The sequence below is a fragment of the Collinsella aerofaciens genome (assembly GCF_028209885.1).
In the GTDB taxonomy this organism is placed as follows: Bacteria; Actinomycetota; Coriobacteriia; order Coriobacteriales; family Coriobacteriaceae; genus Collinsella; species Collinsella aerofaciens_BA.
The window spans coordinates 32,290-52,433 of record NZ_JAQLEM010000012.1 but is presented as its reverse complement, the minus strand read 5'-3'; the positions used below and the strand labels follow the sequence as shown (position 1 = coordinate 52,433).

The 20,144-nt window shown below is 61.3% G+C and carries 13 protein-coding genes; 8 read left to right on the top strand and 5 right to left on the bottom strand.

The window, feature by feature from the left end; all coding sequences use genetic code 11:
- Positions 1 to 212 precede the first annotated feature (212 nt).
- Positions 213 to 3,509, top strand: coding sequence for a 4-alpha-glucanotransferase (locus PMX21_RS04615; protein ID WP_271758361.1), 3,297 nt, complete (start codon positions 213 to 215; stop codon positions 3,507 to 3,509).
- Between the two features lie 88 nt (positions 3,510 to 3,597).
- Positions 3,598 to 3,834, top strand: a complete 237-nt coding sequence (locus PMX21_RS04610; protein ID WP_006233925.1) for an FmdB family zinc ribbon protein — start codon at positions 3,598 to 3,600, stop codon at positions 3,832 to 3,834.
- A 141-nt stretch (positions 3,835 to 3,975) separates the two neighbouring features.
- Here the strand turns inward: PMX21_RS04610 and PMX21_RS04605 are convergent, their stop codons facing one another.
- From PMX21_RS04605 to gltX, 5 genes are all read right to left on the bottom strand, one after another.
- Positions 3,976 to 5,376, bottom strand: coding sequence for an RsmB/NOP family class I SAM-dependent RNA methyltransferase (locus tag PMX21_RS04605; RefSeq protein ID WP_271758359.1), 1,401 nt, complete (start codon positions 5,374 to 5,376; stop codon positions 3,976 to 3,978).
- The gene (fmt, locus tag PMX21_RS04600; RefSeq protein WP_271758357.1) at positions 5,373 to 6,293 is read right to left on the bottom strand and encodes a methionyl-tRNA formyltransferase; all 921 of its coding nucleotides are present in this window, start codon (positions 6,291 to 6,293) and stop codon (positions 5,373 to 5,375) included. The genes PMX21_RS04605 and fmt overlap by 4 nt, the downstream gene beginning before the upstream one ends.
- Before the next feature lie 329 nt (positions 6,294 to 6,622).
- Complete coding sequence (gene def, locus PMX21_RS04595; protein ID WP_035138252.1) at positions 6,623 to 7,159, bottom strand: peptide deformylase; 537 nt, start codon at positions 7,157 to 7,159, stop codon at positions 6,623 to 6,625.
- Positions 7,160 to 7,177: 18 nt separating this feature from the next.
- Entirely contained in the window at positions 7,178 to 9,631 is a 2,454-nt protein-coding gene (gene priA / locus PMX21_RS04590) for a replication restart helicase PriA (RefSeq protein WP_271758354.1), read from the bottom strand.
- Between the two features lie 89 nt (positions 9,632 to 9,720).
- Positions 9,721 to 11,196: a glutamate--tRNA ligase gene (gltX, locus tag PMX21_RS04585; RefSeq protein ID WP_271758352.1), complete on the bottom strand. Its 1,476-nt coding sequence runs from the start codon at positions 11,194 to 11,196 to the stop codon at positions 9,721 to 9,723.
- 278 nt (positions 11,197 to 11,474) lie between these two features.
- Here gltX and metK point away from each other — a divergent pair, with 278 nt between their 5' ends.
- The 6 genes from metK to PMX21_RS04555 all read left to right on the top strand — a co-directional run bounded on the left by metK (position 11,475) and on the right by PMX21_RS04555 (position 20,107).
- The gene (gene metK / locus PMX21_RS04580) at positions 11,475 to 12,755 is read left to right on the top strand and encodes a methionine adenosyltransferase (RefSeq protein WP_271758350.1); all 1,281 of its coding nucleotides are present in this window, start codon (positions 11,475 to 11,477) and stop codon (positions 12,753 to 12,755) included.
- Between the two features lie 311 nt (positions 12,756 to 13,066).
- Positions 13,067 to 14,674 carry an L-serine ammonia-lyase, iron-sulfur-dependent, subunit alpha gene (gene sdaAA, locus PMX21_RS04575; RefSeq protein WP_271758348.1) on the top strand — a complete coding sequence of 536 codons (1,608 nt, stop codon included), beginning with the start codon at positions 13,067 to 13,069 and terminating at the stop codon, positions 14,672 to 14,674.
- A 149-nt stretch (positions 14,675 to 14,823) separates the two neighbouring features.
- Positions 14,824 to 16,548 carry a L,D-transpeptidase gene (locus PMX21_RS04570; protein WP_271758346.1) on the top strand — a complete coding sequence of 575 codons (1,725 nt, stop codon included), beginning with the start codon at positions 14,824 to 14,826 and terminating at the stop codon, positions 16,546 to 16,548.
- Between the two features lie 132 nt (positions 16,549 to 16,680).
- Positions 16,681 to 18,123 (top strand): efflux RND transporter periplasmic adaptor subunit, encoded by a 1,443-nt coding sequence (locus tag PMX21_RS04565; RefSeq protein WP_271758345.1) that lies wholly within the window; start codon positions 16,681 to 16,683, stop codon positions 18,121 to 18,123.
- The gene (locus PMX21_RS04560; RefSeq protein WP_271758343.1) at positions 18,123 to 18,896 is read left to right on the top strand and encodes an ABC transporter ATP-binding protein; all 774 of its coding nucleotides are present in this window, start codon (positions 18,123 to 18,125) and stop codon (positions 18,894 to 18,896) included. The genes PMX21_RS04565 and PMX21_RS04560 overlap by 1 nt, the downstream gene beginning before the upstream one ends.
- Positions 18,893 to 20,107, top strand: a complete 1,215-nt coding sequence (locus PMX21_RS04555; protein WP_271758341.1) for an ABC transporter permease — start codon at positions 18,893 to 18,895, stop codon at positions 20,105 to 20,107. Before PMX21_RS04560 ends, PMX21_RS04555 begins: the two co-directional genes overlap by 4 nt.
- Positions 20,108 to 20,144 lie beyond the last annotated feature (37 nt).

Below are 20,144 nucleotides of genomic sequence, written 5' to 3'. Positions count from 1 at the left end.
GACGATCCAAAACCTCATCAAACCCTATGCAAGGGGCGCTCCAACTGGGTGCCCCTTCTCTGTAGGTAGTTGGTAAAACGATTTTCTAGGACAACCGTTCGCCGATGGTAAACGGATGTTGTTTATACAGCCTGTGTACAACAGATATACTTACATCCTGTGCGTAAAGCCCATGGCCCGCAGGCCATGATTCAATTGAACTGGACCGTACTATGAGATTGATACACAACAGCCGTCTGCCGCAGTTTCGCACTCCGTTTGGCGCTGTGACCACAGGAACAACCCTTTCGCTCTCCGTGATTCTGGAGGACGCCGATCCCGCGCAGGCAACGCTTACGCTGCGCACCTGGGTCGATGAGATCGGTGAATCTCGATATCCCATGACGCACGAGGGCGACGGCATATTTACCGCAGAGCTTGAGTGCACCGAGCCCTGTCTTATTTGGTACAGCTTTATCTGCAATATTGCGGGCCAGCCCGAGGTTCGTCTGGGCGCACCACAGGGCCGCACCGGCGGCGAAGGCGTAACCTACGACTACGCTGAGGTGCCGTCATTCCAGGTCACCGTCTACAAACACCGTGAGAACCGTCCCACCTGGTACGAGCGCGGTATGGTCTACCAGATCTTCCCCGATCGCTATGCCCGCGACGAGCACTGGCGCGAGCGCACGCTGGCCGAGGTCGAAAAACCGCGTAAGGGCATTCAGCGCCGCATGGTCGAGGACTGGAACGAGCCGCCTGTGTACGAGCGCGCCGAAGACGGATCCATCAAGACCTGGGACTTTTACGGCGGCTCGCTCAAGGGCATCCAGAATGACCTGCCCCGCATCGCCGAGCTGGGCTTTACGGCCATCTACCTCAACCCCATTTTTGAAGCCGCGAGTAACCACCGCTACGACACCGCCGATTACACCAAGATCGATCCGATTCTGGGCACCGAGCAGGACTTTACTGAGCTGTGCAAGGCGGCCGAGAAGCTGGGCATTTCCATCATTCTGGACGGCGTCTTCAACCACACGGGCGACGATTCGATCTACTTCAACCGCTACGGCAACTACCCCGGCGTGGGCGCGTGGCAGAGCGAGGATTCGCCGTGGCGCGATGCGTTTTATTTCCACGAGGACGGCTCGTACGACTGCTGGTGGGGCGTGGGCAATATGCCCGCCATTAATGAGAGCTCCGAACTGGTACGCGAGCGGCTCCTGGGCAAGGACGGCGTGATCCGTAAATGGCTACGTGCCGGCGCTCATGGCTGGCGCCTAGACGTGGCCGACGAGCTTTCCGACGATTTCCTAGCCGAGATCAAAAAGGCCGTGCTCGCCGAAAAGCCTGACGCGCTATTACTCGGCGAAGTCTGGGAAGACGCCTCCAACAAGATAAGCTATGGCCATCTGCGTCGCTATCTGCAGGGATCCGAGCTCGACTCGGCCATGGATTACCCCTTCCGCGACATGGTCATCGGCTTTTTGATGGGCTACAAAAACGCCTACCAAGCTGCCGAGGATATCGAGACCCTGCGCGAGAACTATCCGCGTGAGGCCCTGTCATGCGCACTCAATCTGCTTTCGAGTCACGACCGTCCGCGCATTATCCCGGTGCTCGGCGGATGCCCCGACGAGTCGCAGCTGCCCGAGTGCGAGCGCAGCAAATGGCGTCTGGACGAGAACGCGATGGGCCTGGCCAAGAGCCGTTTTTGGCTCGCCACGCTCATGCAGATGACCTTCCCCGGCGTACCTTCGATCTACTACGGCGACGAATACGGCCTGGAGGGCCTGACCGATCCGGGCAACCGCCGCACCCTGCCGACCAAGGACCAGCTGCACGACTTCGACACGCTGGCTATTGTCAAGAACGCCTCCGCCGTACGCCGCGCACTGCCATTTATGATCGACGGCGAGATCAAGGCCTTCGCGCTCAACGACGAGGTGCTGGCCTACAACCGCATGGGCAAGAATGGCGAGTCCGCGACGGTTATCATCAACCGCAGTCTGCGCAATTCGCACCGCGTGACGATTCCGGCGCTCGGCGAATGTGCAAGTGACGTGATTAGCGGTCACGAGTGCGAGATCCACAACGGTACGGTCACGCTCGATCTGTATCCGCTGGGCTCGTCGATCATCTATCACCACGCCGAGCAGCGCCTGCAGGAGCCGCTCGATCACGGCGCGGGCGTCGTGTGCCATATCACCTCAGTGCCCACCGACGACGGCAAGCCCGGCACGATCGGAGCACCCACGCGTCGCTTTATCGACCATTTGGCCGCTATGGGCATGCGCTACTGGCAGGTTCTGCCTGTCAACCCGACGGACTTCTTCCGCTCCCCTTACGCTGGGCCTTCGGCCTTTGCGGGCAATATTGACCTGCTGCCCGAGAGCCAAGAGGATCTGGCAGCCGACTTTGAGGCTTGGAAGGCCCGTGGCGGTGAGGATGCCGATCCGCTGTACACCGCGTTTAAACATCGCAATGCCGATTGGCTCGAGAAATACTGCGTCTACATGGCCGTTAAGAAGTACTTTGAGGGCGAGTCGCGCCATGATTGGCCGGCCGATGTCGCGCGCTACAACGAGCATCTGATCGACGACAAGCGCTTCCACAACGAGGCCGAGCTTCAGGCGTACATGCAGTACCGCTTTGACTTGGCTTGGTGCGAGCTCATGAACTATGCGCACAAGAAGGGCATCGAGGTCATCGGCGATATCCCCATGTATGTCTCGGACGATTCGGCAGATGCGTGGAGCGAACCCGAGAACTTCTGGCTGTCCGATACCGGCAAGGCGATTGAGATTTCTGGCGCGCCGCCCGACAATTTTGCTCCCGAGGGCCAGGTGTGGGGCAACCCCACCTTCCGTTGGGATCACATGAAGGAGAACGGCTACCGCTGGTGGATGGATCGCCTGCGTCGCGCGTTCTCGCTCTACGACCGCGTGCGCCTGGACCACTTCCTGGGATTCCACAGCTACTTTAGCATTCCCGCAGGCAAGGCCTGTGCCGACGGGCGCTGGCTGGCAGGTCCGGGCAAGGATCTGTTCCAGACTGCCTATGACGAGCTGGGGCCGCTCAACTTTATCGCCGAGGACCTGGGCTACCTGACGCCCGGCGTTCGCGCCATGGCTTCGACCTGCGGCTTCCCCGGTATGGACGTGCTGGAGTTTAGCGACTACGACGTCCGCTGCGGCGTGCATCCCACGCCGGGCAAGATTCTGTACACCTCGACACACGACACGTCGACGCTCACCGGTTGGTCTACGCGCTCCTTCGCGGGCGGCGACGAGCCGAGCGGTGTTGAGGTGGCGGCAAAGTTGATGAGCGACGCGCTGGCAAGCGACGCTCCCCTGGTGATGATGCCGCTGCAGGATGTCCTGGGGCTTGGCGACGACGCGCGCATGAACGTTCCGGGCGTGGCCACGGGCAACTGGACCTGGCAGGCTGACGAGGCGGACATTGCGGCCGCCGAGAACAAAACCGCACAGCTCCTGCGCAACAACCATAGATTCTGGGGCGAAGCGTGATAAAACCCCCGATATAGGGTACAGTTACAGACGTTTGAATTTTTGCGGGCAGAGTAATCTGCCCGCTTTGTGCTGAAAAGGAAGTATTATGGCGCGCTACGATTACAAGTGCTCGAGCTGCGGCAACGTGTTTGAGGTTGAGCATCCCATGTCCGAGACTCCCGAGGTCGTGTGCCCCAGCTGCGGTGCCCCGGCGGCCAAGACGTTCTCGGCCAGCGGCATTAAATTTGAGGGCAGCGGTTTCTACAACACCGACCAGCGAAGCGGCGGCTCCAGCACCAACGCCACGAGCGGCTGCTGCGCCAACTGCCCGCATAGCCACTAGAAACCAAGCAGCCCCGCGACCGGCACCGATCGTAGGGCTGACTCTTTAGCTACCCAGGTTTCCTTTTGAGTTGCGGTGAAATAAGGACTGTTTGGCGGGTAGAAGAGGTTTTTCAATCCCTATTTCACCGCAACTTAGTAGTTACTTGTGGACCAGTCTGGCGCAGAAGTGACCGTCGTAGGAATCGGCGTTTACCGGCACGCTTTGGAAGAAGCCTCGATCGTTTTGGCGTACTGATACGAGCTTCTTGGCCTGATCGAACTCGGGGAGTTGCAGAATCTGTGCTTCGGAAAGCGGCGCCACGCTAAAGCCGGCACCCTCGGGAGAAGCAAGGAACGCGTCCACCACCTGTGTGTTCTCCTCGTCGAAGACCGAGCACGTCGCATAGATAAGCTCACCGCCGGCAGCCACGCGCGCGGCTGCTTCCTTGAGCATCGTCAGCTGCAGCTTGGGCAGCTCAGTCGTAACGTCCTTCTCGGTCAGACGCCACGGAATCTCGGGATGACGGCGCATAGTGCCAGTGCCAGTGCACGGGGCATCGATAAACACCGTGTCGAACAGGGCGGGCTCGCCAAGCATCGCGTCAAAGGACGTGAGCACCTCATTGAGCTCGCAGGCATCGCCCGACACCGTACGAACACCCGTTATACCCGCCTTATGCAGGCGCGCGAGATTCTGATCGCACTTGCGATCGTGCAGATCGAGCGCGGTATGCTGACGCTCATACCCGGCACGCTTGGCCTGGCACATCATCACATAGGTCTTGGTGCCGCGACCGGCTCCAATCTCCAGGCAACGACCGGGACGGGTCGCCGCGGTAGCGATAAGCTGAGCGTTGAGGTCCGAGGCAACCGCGGCAGCGCGCTCAAAAACGCCCGAAGCAACCGTGACCTGTGCATCGACCGGAGCATGGCAGCCCGGGAAGACAGGCGCAACGAGCTGCGAGATATACGGGTCGGCCATGGTCGCAAACGCATTCTCGTGCAGTGCAAGCGGCGCGGGGGCCAGATTGCCGGCAAAGTTGAGCGCGCCCTCGGGCGTATCGAACGAGGCCATAATACGAGCGCACAGCCAACGAGGAAGACCCATCAAACGCGAAAGGCGAACCAAACGGCGCTCGGACTCATCCACGTCGGATGCGGTGGCAAAGTCCTCAACGTTGTCCGCAACCTTGTGCAGCACCGCGTTAGCCAGGCCCGCGGCAGACTTAGCACCGCTGCGCACCAGCTCAACACCCTGGCTCACGGCAACGCGGCCCGGCGTATGCAGGTAGAGCATCTCGAAGGCCGAGATGCGAAGCGCCATGCGAACGCGCGGCGCGACCTTTTTGGGCTTATCCAAAAACTGATCGAGCAACTCATCCAAAATGCCCTGCGTGGCGGCAACACCGAGCGCCAAACGCGCGGCAAAAGCAGAATCGCGCTGGTCAATAGCCTTGGCGGAAGCACGGGAAGATAACACGTCGCGTGCGTACATACCGCGGCGATCGGCCTCCATCAACACATCGAGCGCAAGCTTGCGCGCGGGAGACAACTTGCTCATGACAGTACACCCCACCTAAGTTCGGCACCCTGCAGACCGGCAGCCCAGGCAGAAGCGGCCATGGCACGCTTACCATCGGGCTTAACCTCGAGCAGTTCAACCGCGCCATCGGAAAGGCCCAGGTAAACACGCTTGCTCTTGACGGCAACAGCGCCCTCGCCAAGCGAGACATCAGCCGGCGCGGCATCGAGCACGCGAACCGACTTACCGGCAATCACGCAACGGGCAGGCGCGGTATCGGACGAAGCAAGCACATGACGCACGCAATCGAGCGCCGCCATCTTCGGATCCAGACGCATCTCCTGCTTGGAAATCTTGGCAGCATGCGTGACGAACGACTCATCCTGCTCGGTCCAAACAGCCGAGCCATCGGCAAGCGAAGGAAGCGTATCGGCAAGCAACTTACCGCCAAGCTCACCAAGCTCCATCGTGAGCGCCTCGGCATGTTTACCGGCAACCGACGTAGAGGCCTGGGCACAATAAGCGCCCGTATCCACGCCATGCCCAATGCGCATAATGGAAACGCCAGCAACCTCGTCACCAGCAAGAATGGCACGCTGAATAGGAGCAGCACCACGCCAACGAGGCAGCAGCGAAGCATGAACATTCACAATACCAAGCGACGCCATATGCAGCACCTCATCAGGCAAAATGCAACCATAGGCAGCCACACAGAAAATGTCAGCCTGGGCAGCCTGGAGCGTCTCAACAACCTCAGGCGTCATACGATTTGCTTCAACGACCGGCAACCCCAGCTCAAGCGCCTTAGCCTTAACAGGAGACGGCTCCAACTTTTTACCACGCCCACGAACAGCATCAGGACGAGTAACAACAAGCGCAATCTCGTTACCAGCCTCAACAAGCGAAACCAGCGAAGGCACAGCAAAATCAGGCGTACCCATAAACACAATACGCATAAAGAACGTCTCCCCTCAACCAAAGCCGAGACGGCTACAAATAGCGGCGGAAAGCCAAGTCACCAGCCCATCCGCAATAACATTTCAACAAAAACAAATATACCCAAAACCAAAGAAAGAGCCGCATAAAAGCAGCCCTCCCAACAAAGCACCTATCAGCGAAGACGCCCCTCCCTGGCCCGACGGCACCCGGGCGAAACGAAGAGCGACAACGTAGTCCCTGGGATGGGGCCCACACATATCGTCCCGCGCGCAGTTTCGCAGCGCAGCGAGAATGTTTGAGCACGGGATGATATGTGTGGGCCCCATCCCAGGGACGGACAATTAACCTATTCGGTCTCGCCCGGTCGAGCGCCGCGGGCCAGGGCGTCCTGGTACTCCTTGACGGCCTTGATCCTCTGCATGGGCTTCAGTCGCTCGAACATGGTGTTGCCGTGCAGGTGATCGATCTCGTGCTGTAGGCACACGCAGAAGAGATCGCCCGAGGCCTCGTAGCGAATCAGGTTTGCATCCAGGTCGTACGCCTCGACGACGACATGGTCGGGACGCTCGATCTCGCAGCTAATGCCAGGAATGGAAAGGCAGCCCTCGCTAAAGGGCACCAGATGGTCGCTCTGCTCAACAATGACGGGATTAATGAGCACGTACGGGTCGTAGTCGTTCTTGTCGCTGTAGTCGCAGTCGATGGTGACGAGCTGGATGAGCTCTCCGATCTGCGGGGCAGCCAGGCCGCAACCGCCGTTCTCGAACATCATCTTCTTCATCTTCTCGGCAAGCGCCTCGATCGCCGGGGTGATCTCCTCGATGACGGCGCACTCCTGGCGCAGACGAGGGTCGGGCGACAGTACGATTCCGTTGGCTTCCATGGCCATCCTTTCGGGTTGTTACATCAAATCATAGGCGTCGACGTCAACGCTCACGCTCACGCCGCGCACGGAGCCCACCTCTTTGAGGCAGGCGTCGATATCATCAGAGACATGGTACCCTACCGGCGACTTTACAAGCAGATGGAAGCGGTAACGGTCCTTGGCTCTCTCGATTACACACGAAGCCGGACCAAGCACCTGGGGCACGGCGCTGCCCGCCCGCAAAAAGTCGGGCGCGGCGGCATGCCAGCGACGCTTGAGGAGCTTCGCGATGCGACCGATGTAGTCCCGCACGTCATCCGCATTCGCCGACCATACCAAAATGTTGGCCAGGCGCACGAACGGCGGATACAGGGCGTCGCGACGCTGTTCCAGGTCGTAGTCGGTAAAGATTGAACGGTCGTGCTCGGCGACGGCGCGAATGACCGGGTCCTCGGGCAGATAGGTCTGGATAATGACCTCGCCGGGGCGATCGCCGCGGCCGGCGCGGCCGGCGACCTGCTCCAGCAAATCGTAAGCGCGCTCCCCCGCTCTAAAATCGGGCAGCTTTAATGCAAAGTCGGCATTGACCACGCCCACGAGCGTGACCTCGGGAAAGTCGAGGCCCTTGGCAATCATCTGGGTGCCCAGCAACACGGCGCAATCGGCCGCATCGAACTGCTCGAGCAGCTTTTTGTGCGCGTCCTTGCCACGCGTGGAATCGGCGTCCATGCGAATGATGGCGACGTCGTCGGGCAGCATCTGGTGCAGCGCATCCTCGATCTGCTGCGTGCCCAGACCCATTTTTGCCAGGTAACGGCTGCCGCACTTGGGGCAGCGACTCGTGGGCGCGGGATAGGGCTGCACGCGCCAGGACGATCCGCAGGTGTGGCACTGCAGCGTGTGCGTGCGCTCGTGGTACGTAAGCGCCGTGGAGCAGTGGTTGCAGGTGGGCACACAGCCGCATTCGCGGCACATCAGGAACGGCGCAAAGCCGCGACGGTTGTGCAGCAGCACGGCCTTCTCGCGGCGCTCGACTACGCGCTCCAGGCCTTCCATCAGCGGTTTTGAGAACATGGAGCGACTGCCGTGTGCGAACTCGCGGCGCAGATCGGCAATACGGACCGTGGGCAGCACGGCGTGTCCCGGGCGCTCGGGCATCTCGACGCGCGTCCAGGTGGCGCCGCTGTACGTGCCTCGGCGGCAGCGGTCGAGGGCCTCGGCCGAGGGCGTGGCGGAGCCCAACACGAGCGGGCACCGATAGCGGCGCGCCATCTCGGCCGCCACCTCACGCGCATGATAGCGTGGACTGGAGCCCTGTTTGTAGCTGGTCTCGTGCTCCTCGTCGATGATGATGAGGCCCAAGTCGCTGAGCGGGCAAAAGAGCGCCGAGCGGGCGCCGACAACCACGCGGGCTGCACCGCTGGCGACCATATCCCACTGGTCCAGGCGCTCGCCAGCCGAAAGGCGCGAATGGAACACGGCAACCGTCTCGCCAAAGCGCGAGCGGAAGCGGCCGACGGTCTGGGCCGTCAGCGAGATCTCGGGCACCAGAACGCAGGCTGAACGGCCGGCCGCCAGCACGCGCTCAATCGCCGAAAGGTAAACCTCGGTTTTGCCGGAGCCGGTGACGCCGTCGACCAGCACCACGTCTCCATGACCGTCCAGACGGGCGCGCTCAATCTGCGCGAGTGCCTGCTGCTGGCCGTTGGTAAGTGCGACCGGCGTCTTGCCGCTTGCCGAGGACAGCGTGGTCTGCTCGCTGCAGCCACGCCACGCACGACGCTCCTCCACCACGACGACGCCGCGTTTTTCGAGCGCTTTGATGGTCGCCGACATGCTGTTATAGAGCAGGTTGAGGTCGTGCGTCGTGACCGGGCCGCACTGCAGTGCCTCGATGAGCTGACGCTGGCGAACGGCGGTCTTGGGCGGCGTATAGTCAAAACCTTCGGGCGTAAGCATCACCCAACGGTTTTGAATGGGCTTGACGGCGGGACGCTCAACCGACCATGCGCCGTCGTCGCCCTTGACCACACGCGGGCTGCCGCCCGGGGGCAAAAACAGGCGCAGGCACTCGGAAAGCGTCGCAACATACTCGCGGCTCATCCAGCGCGCGATACGGGCGGCCTCGGCGGTAAAGAGCGGCTTGCTGAGGATTACCTCGATGGGCTTGATGCGCGAGGGGTCGAGGGCGTTGTTTCCTTGCAGCTCGCCAAGCTCAAGCGCAATGTCGACGATATAGCCCGCGGCGGCACGGTTGCCAAAGTGAACCAGGACCGTGGATCCGATCTGCGCCTCGTTGGCAAGAGTTTCCGGGATGCCGTAGGCGAATGGCTCGGACAGCGCACGCGTCGGGATGTCGAGGACCACGCTCGCATAGGCGGTGACGGGTTCGGGTGCAGGCTTAGGCTGAGCCGAGGCAGCGGCAGGCACAGGCTTCACCGGAGCTTCCTCCGGTTCCGGCGAACCAAACAGCGAAAGTTGCTCGGCCATGGCCTCAGCACCTCCTATCCCATACGTCTACAGAAACAAGAGCCCCGCTCTGAGTGAACGGGGCTCGGATACAAACGTTTGCGCAGCGATTACAGCGCCATCGTGCGGGCGCGGTCGATGCGCGCCAGGCAGTCGTCGCGGCCGACGAGCGCCATGGTCTCGCCCAGCGGAGGGCTCACCATGTTGCCGCAGACGGCGACGCGCACGGCCTGGAACACAACACGCTTCTTGAGGTCCATCTGCTCGGGCAGCGGCTCAAGCGCGGCGTCGATGTTGGCAGCCGTCCACTCGGTAACACCCTCGAGCGCGGCCTTGGCGGCATCCAGAATGGCACCCATGCCTACCTTGGCCAGGCCCTTGTTGACGGACTTCTCGTCATATTCGAGCGTCTCGGCCGTAGCGAAGATGGGAGCGGCGACGGTCACGGCGTCGGCCGGCATCTTGGTACGCGGCTTGACGATGGCGGCAAGCGCGTCAATCCAGTCCTCGCCGTACTCGACATTACCCTCGATGAGACCCGCCTCGTGCAGCTCAGGGACCATGATCTCATCGGCAAACTGGGCATCGGTCATGCCGTTGATGTACTCGGCATTGACCCAGTCGAGCTTCTTGGGGTCGAAGGTCGCCGGGTTCTTGGAGATACGGTCGAGCGAAAACTTGCTGGCCAGGACATCACGCGGGATGATCGTAGTCTCGCCGTCGAGCGACCAGCCGAGCAGCGCCAGGTAGTTGACGAAGGCGTCGGACAGGTAGCCGGCGTCGCGGTACTCCTCCACCGAGGTGGCGCCGTGGCGCTTGGAGAGCTTCTTGCCGTCGGCGCCCAAGATCATGGAGATGTGGGCGAACGTGGGCACGGGCGCGCCGAGGGCCTCGTAGACCATGACCTGACGCGGGGTGTTGGACAGGTGGTCGTCGCCGCGGATGACATGGGTGATCTTCATCATGGCGTCGTCGACAACGGTCGCGAAGTTGTACGTGGGCGTGCCGTCGGAGCGGAAGATGACAAAGTCGTCAAGCTCCTTGGCGTCGAAGGTTACCTCGCCGTGGACGGCGTCGTGGATGACGACGTCGCCGCGGTCCTCGGGCACCTTGATGCGCAGGACGTAGGACTCGCCGGCCTCGATGCGACGGCGGGCCTCTTCGGGATCAAGATCGCGGCAACGACGCTGATAGCCCTGGAAGGGGTCCTTGCGCTCCTGCGCGGCCTTGCGGTCGGCGTCGAGCTGCTCCTTGGTGCAGAAGCAGGGATATGCCTTGCCCTCGTCCCAAAGCTTCTGGGCGGCCTGCTTGTACAGGTCCAGGCGCTCGGTCTGGGCGTAGGGGCCAAAGCCGCCGCCCACCTCGGGACCCTCGTCCCAGTCCAGGCCCAGCCAACGCATGGCGCGCAGGATGATCTGCGTGTTCTCGTCTGTGGAGCGGGTGGGGTCGGTGTCGTCGATGCGCAGGATGAACGTGCCGCCGTTTGCGCGGGCGAAAGCCCAGTTATAGATAGCGGTGCGGGCGCCGCCGATGTGCAGCTTGCCCGTCGGTGAGGGTGCAAAGCGGACGCGAACGTCTGATGCCATGGAAATCTCCTCGATTGCAGGATGGATGTCTAACCGCACCAGTATAAAGCATCAAAGCAACCTCCGCACAAAGGGCACCGACCTACTCATTGGGGACAGACTTAAATGACCAGTCGTTGGAGACGTTCTTAGTTTAAGGCTGGTCATTTAAGTCTGTCCCCAATGAGTAGGTGCGGAAAGGGTGTGAATGTTTGAATTACGCGCTATGATGTGCCCTTGCATAGAGAGCCCGGCGGAATGGTAACGGTCGCCGGGACACGTTTTTTGAAAGGACAATCATGTCAGAAGAACTTCGTTCCATCCCGCCCCAACACGGGTCCTTTGTTTTTACGTCGGAGTCGGTAACCGAAGGTCATCCCGATAAGATCGCTGACCAGATCAGCGACGCCGTCCTCGACGCAATTCTCGCCAAAGAAATAGAGCTTCAGGAGCAGGGCTACATCGCCCCCAACGGCGTGCCTGCGAACGTGGAGAACGTCCGCTGCGCCTGCGAGACCCTCGTGACCACCGGCACCGTCATCGTCGCCGGCGAGATACGCACCCAGGCCTACGTCGACGTACAGGAGATTGCCCGCGGCGTTATCCGCCGCATTGGCTACAACCGTGCCAAGTTCGGTTTTGACTGCGACACCTGCGGCGTCATGAGCCTCATCCACGAGCAGTCGCCCGATATCGCCCAGGGCGTTGACGAGTCCTTCGAGACCCAGACCGGCGCTACCACCGACCCGATCGACCTGATCGGTGCCGGCGACCAGGGCATGATGTTCGGTTATGCCTCCAACGAGACCAAGACCCTCATGCCCATGCCACACTACCTGGCAAGCCGCCTGGCCGAGCGCCTGGCCGCCGTGCGTCACGACGGTACCCTCGCCTATCTGCGTCCCGACGGCAAGACCCAGGTCACCGTGCGCTATGAAGACGGCAAGCCCGTCGAGGTCACGACGATCGTCATCTCCACGCAGCACGCCGCCGAAATCGAGGACATGGGCAAGATCAAGGCCGACCTCATCGAGCACGTCATTACCCCGGTCATGGCCGCCGAGAACATGCCGTGGGACAACGCGGACATCTACGTGAACCCCACCGGTCGCTTTGTCGTGGGCGGCCCCATGGGCGACACGGGCCTGACCGGCCGCAAGATCATCGTCGACACCTACGGCGGTTACGGTCGTCACGGCGGCGGTGCCTTTAGCGGCAAGGACTGCACCAAGGTTGACCGCTCCGCCGCGTATGCCGCGCGCTGGGTCGCCAAGAACGTGGTCGCCGCCGGTCTGGCCGACCGCTGCGAAGTCGAACTGGCTTACGCCATCGGCGTGTCCAAGCCCCTCTCAATCATGGTCGACTCATTCGGTACCGCTAAGGTCGCCGAGGACAAGATCGTTGAAGCCGTAGAGAAGACCTTCGACCTGCGCCCGGGCGCAATCATCCGCGACCTAGACCTGCGTCGCCCCATCTACGAAAAGACGGCAGCCTACGGTCACTTCGGCCGCGAAGATGCCGACTTCACCTGGGAGAAAACCGACCGAGTCGAAGAACTCAAAGCAGCCTGCGGCCTGTAATTGGGAACCACCAAGGTCACAACACGCATGCGCTTTCAAAAGAAGTACCGCCCCCAAGCGGTGCTTCTTTTTTATTAATCCGGTGGTGAAGATGCTTCGATATGAGCCTACGCTGCGTCACCAGCTAATGAATTTTGCCATCTAGCAACCCCAACCATGTATCCTTAGTCCCGAGGGGCGGGGCATAAGGTCGATCGCGAGTTCCGCACGAGCCGGAGGCCACTTAATGTGGCCTCCGTGCGAGCAGGACTGTCCGAGCAGGCGACCTTATGCCCCGCCCCTCGGGACGATGGGATAGAAAAGGAGCACCCATGGCAGGTAAGCCGCAAACACTAGCTACGACCTCGGCATTCGAGATCTTGGGCCCCGTCATGGTCGGCCCCAGCTCATCGCACACCGCCGGCGCCCTGCGGTGCGCCCAAGTTGCCGCCAGCCTGCTGGAAGGCCGCATCACCAAGGTCACATTTGGCCTGTGGAACTCCTTCGCCCACACCTACCGCGGCCACGGCACCGACCGTGCGCTCGTCGCGGGCATCCTGGGCCTCGACACCGATGACGAGAACATCAAGCAGGCCTTCGACCTCGCACGCGAGCAGGGCCTCGAATATCACTTTGACATCAAGGGCGACGACGCCTCCATCCATCCCAATACCGTCGACATCGAAATGGTCGACGACACGGGCGCCACGGCACAGGTTCGCGGCGAGAGCCTGGGCGGTGGCAAGATGCGCATCAGCCGCATTAACGGCGTCGGCGTCGACATCTCGGGCATGTATTCCACGCTCTTCGTGGCGCACAAGGACGTCCCCGGTGTACTCGCCGCGCTCACCAACCTGCTCGCCTACGCCCACGTAAACATCGCCTTCTGCCGCACCTACCGCACCGAAGTGGGCGGCCAGGCCTACTCCGTCTTTGAGACCGACGGCGCGCCCGACGACACCGTCGTCCCCATGCTGCGCATGCTCGACAATGTCGATTACGCGACCTTTATCGAGCTCCCCGGTTCTGCCTCGTCGCTCTCCCCCGGCGTCTCGGCAAAGGAGATCTTCGACGACGGCGAGCAGCTGCTCGATGCGTGCGAGGAACTGGGGCTCAGCATCGGCGCCGTCATGGCCGTTCGCGAGGCACGTCTGACCGGCGAGGCCCACGCCGTCGCCGCCATGCGTCGCGTGCTCGACGTCATGCGCGAGGAGACCACGGCCCCCATCGCCAATCCGCAACGCTCGCTCGGCGGGCTTATCGGCGGCGAGGCCAAGCTTGTCGAAGCCACCGGCCGCAACGATTTGAGTGAAAGCCTGATGGGCCCCGTCCAGACCGAAGCCGTGGCCCGCGCGATGGCCGTGCTTGAGCGCTCCGCTACCATGGGCGTGATCGTCGCCGCCCCCACGGCAGGCTCCGCGGGTGTCGTGCCCGGCTGCGTGCTGGCGCTCGCCGATCACCTTCAGCTCGACGACGAGCAGGTCATGGACGCGCTCTACTGCGCAGCCGCCATCGGCCTCAACCTCACCACGAGTGCCTGCGTCGCCGGCGCTGAGGGCGGCTGTCAGGCCGAGGTGGGAAGCGCCGCCGCCATGGCGGCCGCCGCGCTGGTGCAGATGCTCGGCGGCACGCCCGAGCAGGCGCTCGACGCCAGTTCCATCGCGCTGAGTAACCTGCTGGGCCTCGTTTGTGACCCCGTCGGTGGCCTCGTGGAGGTGCCCTGCCAAAACCGCAACGCCATCGGCGTAGCAGCGGCCTTTAGCTCGGCACAACTCGCCCTCGCAGGCATTAAGAGCCTGGTGCCGTTTGACCAGATGGCACATGTCATGCTCTCGGTGGGCCACGCGTTGCCGGCCACGCTGCGCGAGACAGCAAAGGGCGGCATCGCGCAGGCTCCGGCCGCACTTTCGGCCTGTGCAAAATGTGGTGTGTGCGGATAGCGGCAAAGAACGACTCAAAGGTGGGACAAATGTCCCACCTCTTTTGAATGCCACCGTTTCCGTACCACAAACAGCAGGGCAATCGCTATAATGCAAGCCCAGTAAAAACACGATGAACCGCAAGGCGAAAATCGAAGGATATGCATACGATGTCGCAAAACGATCGAACTCAACTGATTCCCGATCCGCAGCAGCCGAGCAGGCACACCGGCGGCGTTCAGTCGCCGCGTCCTATCGCGCCGAGCCACGGTCAGCAGCGTAGTGCAGCAAACGCTTCCCAACGCCCGAACCAGCAGCGTCAGCAACGTCAGCAGCGCCAAGCAAACGGCAATGCGCCCAAGCAGCCCCCCACGCACGCTCGAGGCGATCGTGGCCCCGCACGCAAACCCGCCGAGAACAATAAGTCGGGAAAAAAGACGACGCTCTTTGTCGTCCTGGGTCTAATCGTCATTGTCTATATCGTAGGCGTCGTAGCGTTTTCGCAGGTAGCCTACCCCAACACCACCATCGCCGGCGTCGACGTCTCGTTCTCCAACGCTTCGTCTGCCGCTACCAAGGTCAACTCGGCATGGAAGCACTATAAGCTCACCGTGACAGGCGATGACTTTAGCTGGACCTATCAGCCCGAGTCCGATGAGCCCATTGTCGACGGCGAAGCTGCCGCAAAAGAGTTTATCAGCCACAACGAAGCCTTTGTATGGCCGGTCCGCCTTGCGGAATCCTTAAGCGGTAAGACCAAAACAACCGCTACCTCCAACGAAGCCGATCTTGATCAAGACGTCGACCTGTCCATGCTCTCCGACACCTTTGACCAAAAGAAGTTTGAGAAGGATCTGGGCACCGCCATCGACGAGTTTAACGAGGGGCGTTCGGGCACGTTCGAGGCCAATAGCTCCTATGAAGAACAGGCCGGCAAGTTTACCGTCGAGAAGGCGCGCTCCAACGAAAAACTCAACCGCGAGCATGTCATTAAATATGCCGAGCTCGAGCTTGCCTCGCTGGCCGAAACCGTAGATCTTTCCAAGCTTGGCAACGATGCCTATGAGCCGCTCAATGGAACGCTGACCGATGATCAGATTCAGGCTGCATGTGATGCCGCCAACAACTTCCTGGGCGTCAACGTGACCCTCAAGCTCAACGGCGAGGACGCCGGAAAGGTTGATGGCGCTTCCGTGTTGCAGTGGATCAGCTTTGCCGATCCGGCCAACCCCACGCTCGATACGTCGCAGATCAGCAGCTGGGCAGCCGAGCTCGCCAACGGCTTTAATACCGTGGGCTCCACTCGCTGGTGGACGCGCGCCGATGACAAGCAGTGCGCCGTCGAAGGCGGTGACTTTGGTTGGTCCATCGACAGCAGCTCGCTCGCCAAGCAGGTCGAGGACGCCATTAACAACAAGCAGACCGGCGAAATCGAGATCAAGTACTCCCAGAAGGCCGACACCTTTACCGCAAAGGGAGAGCCCGACTGGAAGGCGTATATCGACGTCGATCTGTCCGAGCAGCACGCGCGCTACTACGACGAGAACGGCAATATCGTGTGGGAGGCCAACTTTATTTCCGGCAAACCGGGCGAAGACGCCACCCCCGAGGGCGTGTGGCAGATCAACAGCAACGACGGCGGCAGCACCCTGATCGGAGCCAAGGATCCCGAGACCGGTAAGCCCAAATATGAGAGCCCGGTGAGCTACTGGATGCCGTTCGAGGGCAATATGATCGGCTTCCACGATGCCACCTGGCAAAACGACAAGAGCTTCGACAACGCCGAGTCGTACAAATGGTGCGGTAGCCACGGATGCATTAACCTGCGCCTGGCCGACGCCAAGGCGCTTCATGACTGCATCAAAGTCGGCCTGTGCGTGGTTGTTCACTCTTAACGCAACGCGCGCCATCATACAACGTGGAACTACCGCTGCCTATCTAACAGTTCCGAAAGAAACCGTCCTATACGCCCGCCCCAACCGGTGGACGTATATACTTATCGAGGTACTTTCTATAAAGGAGACGCCATGTCGAATGTCCCCACGACCACCCCGGGCCCGGATGATACCGAGCACACGCCCGAAGGTGCCACCGAAACGATTCCTCTGATTACAAACGTGCATGCCGATAAGCAGAACGGACGCGCGAACGATGCGGCCGAGATTTCCGATGAAGAGGCATATGCCAAGCTCAAAGCAAAACGTGCCGAGCGTCGACGCAAAAAGCTGATTCGACGCGGCATTGCCGTTGGTGTCGTAGGTGCCATCGCGCTCATTGCCATTGTCGCAACCCTGGTTATCAATGCGCAGCCACAGGGCGCTAGCGAGCCTGTGACCGACATGGTGACCGAGGGCACGTTTACCACAACGGTCGAGGCGAAAGGCCAGCTCAAGCCCATTTCGGCCTCGGTCGTCTCCCCTTTCGTTGACGGTACGGTCGAGCAGATCAACGTGCAGACGGGCCAGTCCGTTAACGAGGGCGACGTGCTTATGACCATCAAAAACGACGAACTCGACCGCAATGTCGCCGAGGCGCAGCGCGCAGTTGCAGCCGCGCAGGAAGACCTCGCCAGCGCGCAGAAGGCTGCGGCCGCCGCACAGGCCGCGCCAACGACGGACACCGATGGCGCTTCTGCTGCCACCGCCGCAGGTGCCGCCTCAAACGCATCCACCGACACGAGCGCCGTATCGGCAGCGCAACGCAGCCTTGCCTCGGCCCAGGCAAACCTCGATCAGGCTAATGCCAAAGCCGCCGGGCGCACCGTTACGGCGCCGAGCTCGGGAAGCATCGTAGAGCTCAACGCCAAGGTAGGCGGCACGGTAACGGGCGGCATGATCATGGGCGAAAGCGACACGAGCGGCGGCAAGCAATGTATGCAGATTGCCGATCTGTCCAAGATGAAGGTGACCGTGCAGGTGGGCGAAAAAGATATCGCCAAGATCGCCATGGGCCAGAGCGCCAACGTGACGTACCCCGCGTTTCCCGACATTGTGAGCCAGGGCACGGTTACGGCCATCGCCTCGGTGGCAAACTCCGATTCCAACTATAGTGGCGGCAGCGTAACGTTCAATGTCGACATTCTCATCGAGGCGCCCGACGCGCGCCTGAAGCCGGGCATGACGGCCGAGGTCTCGGTGGTGACCGAGCAGCTCGACGACGTGGTGATGGTGCCGACGATGGCGCTCATGACCGAAGACGGCGAACACTATTACGTCAACGTGGCAACCGATGACGAGGGCAAGCAAACCCGCCGCGTCAAGGTGACCGTCGTGACGCAAAACGACAACGAAACCGTAGTCGGCAAGACACAGGTCAAGCGCGACGACCAGGGCAACGAGATCAACCCCAACGTGCCGGTTACCAAGCTGCGCGATGGTGACACCCTCGTCATGGACACCGGAGCGGACGCAACGGCTGACGGCGGCTACGGCGCGGATTCGGGCAGTATGTCTGCCGATGAGGACATGTAATGCGTCCCGTTATCGACATCCGCAACGTGCACCGCATCTTTGAGAGCGAGGCAGGTTGCGCCCACATCCTGCACAACGTGAGCCTGGCGGTAAATCCCGGCGAATTCGTCGCTATCACTGGCCCCTCGGGTTCGGGCAAATCAACGCTCATGAACATCCTAGGCTGCCTGGATAAGCCAACGGCAGGCGACTACTACCTGCAAGGGGTCAACGTGGCCGAGCTCGATGATGACGAGCTCACCGAAGTTCGCGCCCTGAGCATTGGCTTTGTCTTTCAGAGCTTCAACCTGCTGCCGCGCCTGTCGGTTATCGAAAACGTCATGCTGCCGCTGGCCTACACCAATGTGCCCCGTAGCCAGCGCGAAATGCGCGCCGTGCACGCGCTGCAGGCCGTCACGCTGCCCGTCGACCACTGGGACCACCGCATATCCGAGCTCTCGGGCGGCCAGATGCAGCGTGTCGCCATCGCACGCGCCCTCGTCAATGACCCGCCCATCATTCTGGCCGACGAGCCGACGGGAAACCTTGACTCCGCCACCGGAGCGCTTGTGATGGAGACCTTCCATAGACTTCAGGAGCGCGGCAAAACCATCGTGCTTATCACACATGACCCCGGCATCGCCGCCGAGGCCGACCGTGCCGCGACCATCCGCGACGGTCGCATTCACGACGGCGCGTATATTCCACATGCACCGCGGACCCTACGCAGCGCTGTAGATAGCCTGCCCATGATTTCCGCCTCCGCCAACCCGCCGAAAGGAGTGGTGGCATGAGCGCCCGCGATCTCATCCAGGAAGCCCTTCACTCGCTCGAAGCCAACAAGGGGCGCAGCCTGCTCACCATCCTGGGCATTGTCATCGGCATCGCCTCGGTTATCGCCATGACTTCGCTCATCGGCGGTATCCAAAACAGCCTGGTCAACAGTCTGGGCCTCAATGCGGCACGCATGGTGCAAATCTATTCGTCGCAAGAACTCACCGAGTCGGACATCGAGAAGCTTCAAAAACTGGTGCCGCAGATAGAGCAGATCGGCATTGTCGACAGCGCGTATACCGAGTATAAGACCGGCGATAAAAGCTATACCGTCATGGCACAAGGTGTCGATAGCGACATGCTCGACGCCGTGGGGGCCAACAAGCTCGTTGCGGGGCGCACCTATTCCCAGGCCGAGTCCCAATCAGGCTCGCGCGTGGCGCTCATCAGCCGCAACGGCGCCGATCAGCTTTACGGCAACGAACAGGACGCGGTGGGCAAGACTATTAAGGTGTCCAACGGCGAGGTGCAGATTGTAGGCGTGATTGATGGCGGCAGCGACTCCATGGGCTCGCTCACGCTGTATATGCCACGCGAAACCATCTCCGGGCTGTTTGGCGACGAGAATCCTTCATTCCCCAGCGTAACGGCACTTGCCGCCGAGGGCACGGACATGGATGAGCTTTGTAAGACCATCGAGTCCAAGGTACGCGCGATGAAGGGCATCGCGGAGGATGATGAGTACGACAGTGTATCGGCGACCTCCATGAAAAGCGCCATCGATGCACTCAACTCCTTTATGGGCGCGTTCTCGCTCATCATGGGTGCTGTCGCCAGCATCTCGCTGCTTGTCGGCGGTATCGGCATTATGAATATGATGCTTACCAACGTAACGGAGCGCATTCGCGAGATCGGCATCCGCCGCGCTCTGGGCGCCAGTCGTCGCGATATCACCGCGCAGTTTTTGGCCGAGTCTTCGGCGCTGTGCGTCACCGGTGGCCTACTGGGTGTCCTGATAGGCTATCTGCTGGCCTGGGGCCTCACGTTCTTTGCCGCAAGCTCGGGCATCATGAGCGAGTTTGGAGCTACCAGGACGATCACGCCAAGCTTCTCCATTACGACAGTGTTGGTCGCGTTTGCCGTATCGGTCGGCATCGGCGTAATCTTTGGCTTCTATCCCGCTCGCCGCGCAGCAAAGCTCGATCCGGTGGAGTGCCTACGCTACCAGTAAGCCACCACCAACAAGTTGCGGTGAATTAGGGACTGAA

What these genes read in the sequence shown, in the direction of transcription:
- PMX21_RS04615 (WP_271758361.1), top strand. Translation starts at nt 213, where the DNA reads ATGAGATTGATACACAACAGCCGTCTGCCGCAGTTTCGCACTCCGTTT.
- metK (WP_271758350.1), top strand. Translation starts at nt 11,475, where the DNA reads ATGTCAGAAGAACTTCGTTCCATCCCGCCCCAACACGGGTCCTTTGTT.
- priA (WP_271758354.1), bottom strand. Translation starts at nt 9,631, where the DNA reads ATGGCCGAGCAACTTTCGCTGTTTGGTTCGCCGGAACCGGAGGAAGCT.
- gltX (WP_271758352.1), bottom strand. Translation starts at nt 11,196, where the DNA reads ATGGCATCAGACGTTCGCGTCCGCTTTGCACCCTCACCGACGGGCAAG.
- PMX21_RS04610 (WP_006233925.1), top strand. Translation starts at nt 3,598, where the DNA reads ATGGCGCGCTACGATTACAAGTGCTCGAGCTGCGGCAACGTGTTTGAG.
- PMX21_RS04555 (WP_271758341.1), top strand. Translation starts at nt 18,893, where the DNA reads ATGAGCGCCCGCGATCTCATCCAGGAAGCCCTTCACTCGCTCGAAGCC.
- sdaAA (WP_271758348.1), top strand. Translation starts at nt 13,067, where the DNA reads ATGGCAGGTAAGCCGCAAACACTAGCTACGACCTCGGCATTCGAGATC.
- fmt (WP_271758357.1), bottom strand. Translation starts at nt 6,293, where the DNA reads ATGCGTATTGTGTTTATGGGTACGCCTGATTTTGCTGTGCCTTCGCTG.
- PMX21_RS04560 (WP_271758343.1), top strand. Translation starts at nt 18,123, where the DNA reads ATGCGTCCCGTTATCGACATCCGCAACGTGCACCGCATCTTTGAGAGC.
- def (WP_035138252.1), bottom strand. Translation starts at nt 7,159, where the DNA reads ATGGAAGCCAACGGAATCGTACTGTCGCCCGACCCTCGTCTGCGCCAG.
- PMX21_RS04605 (WP_271758359.1), bottom strand. Translation starts at nt 5,376, where the DNA reads ATGAGCAAGTTGTCTCCCGCGCGCAAGCTTGCGCTCGATGTGTTGATG.
- PMX21_RS04570 (WP_271758346.1), top strand. Translation starts at nt 14,824, where the DNA reads ATGTCGCAAAACGATCGAACTCAACTGATTCCCGATCCGCAGCAGCCG.
- PMX21_RS04565 (WP_271758345.1), top strand. Translation starts at nt 16,681, where the DNA reads ATGTCGAATGTCCCCACGACCACCCCGGGCCCGGATGATACCGAGCAC.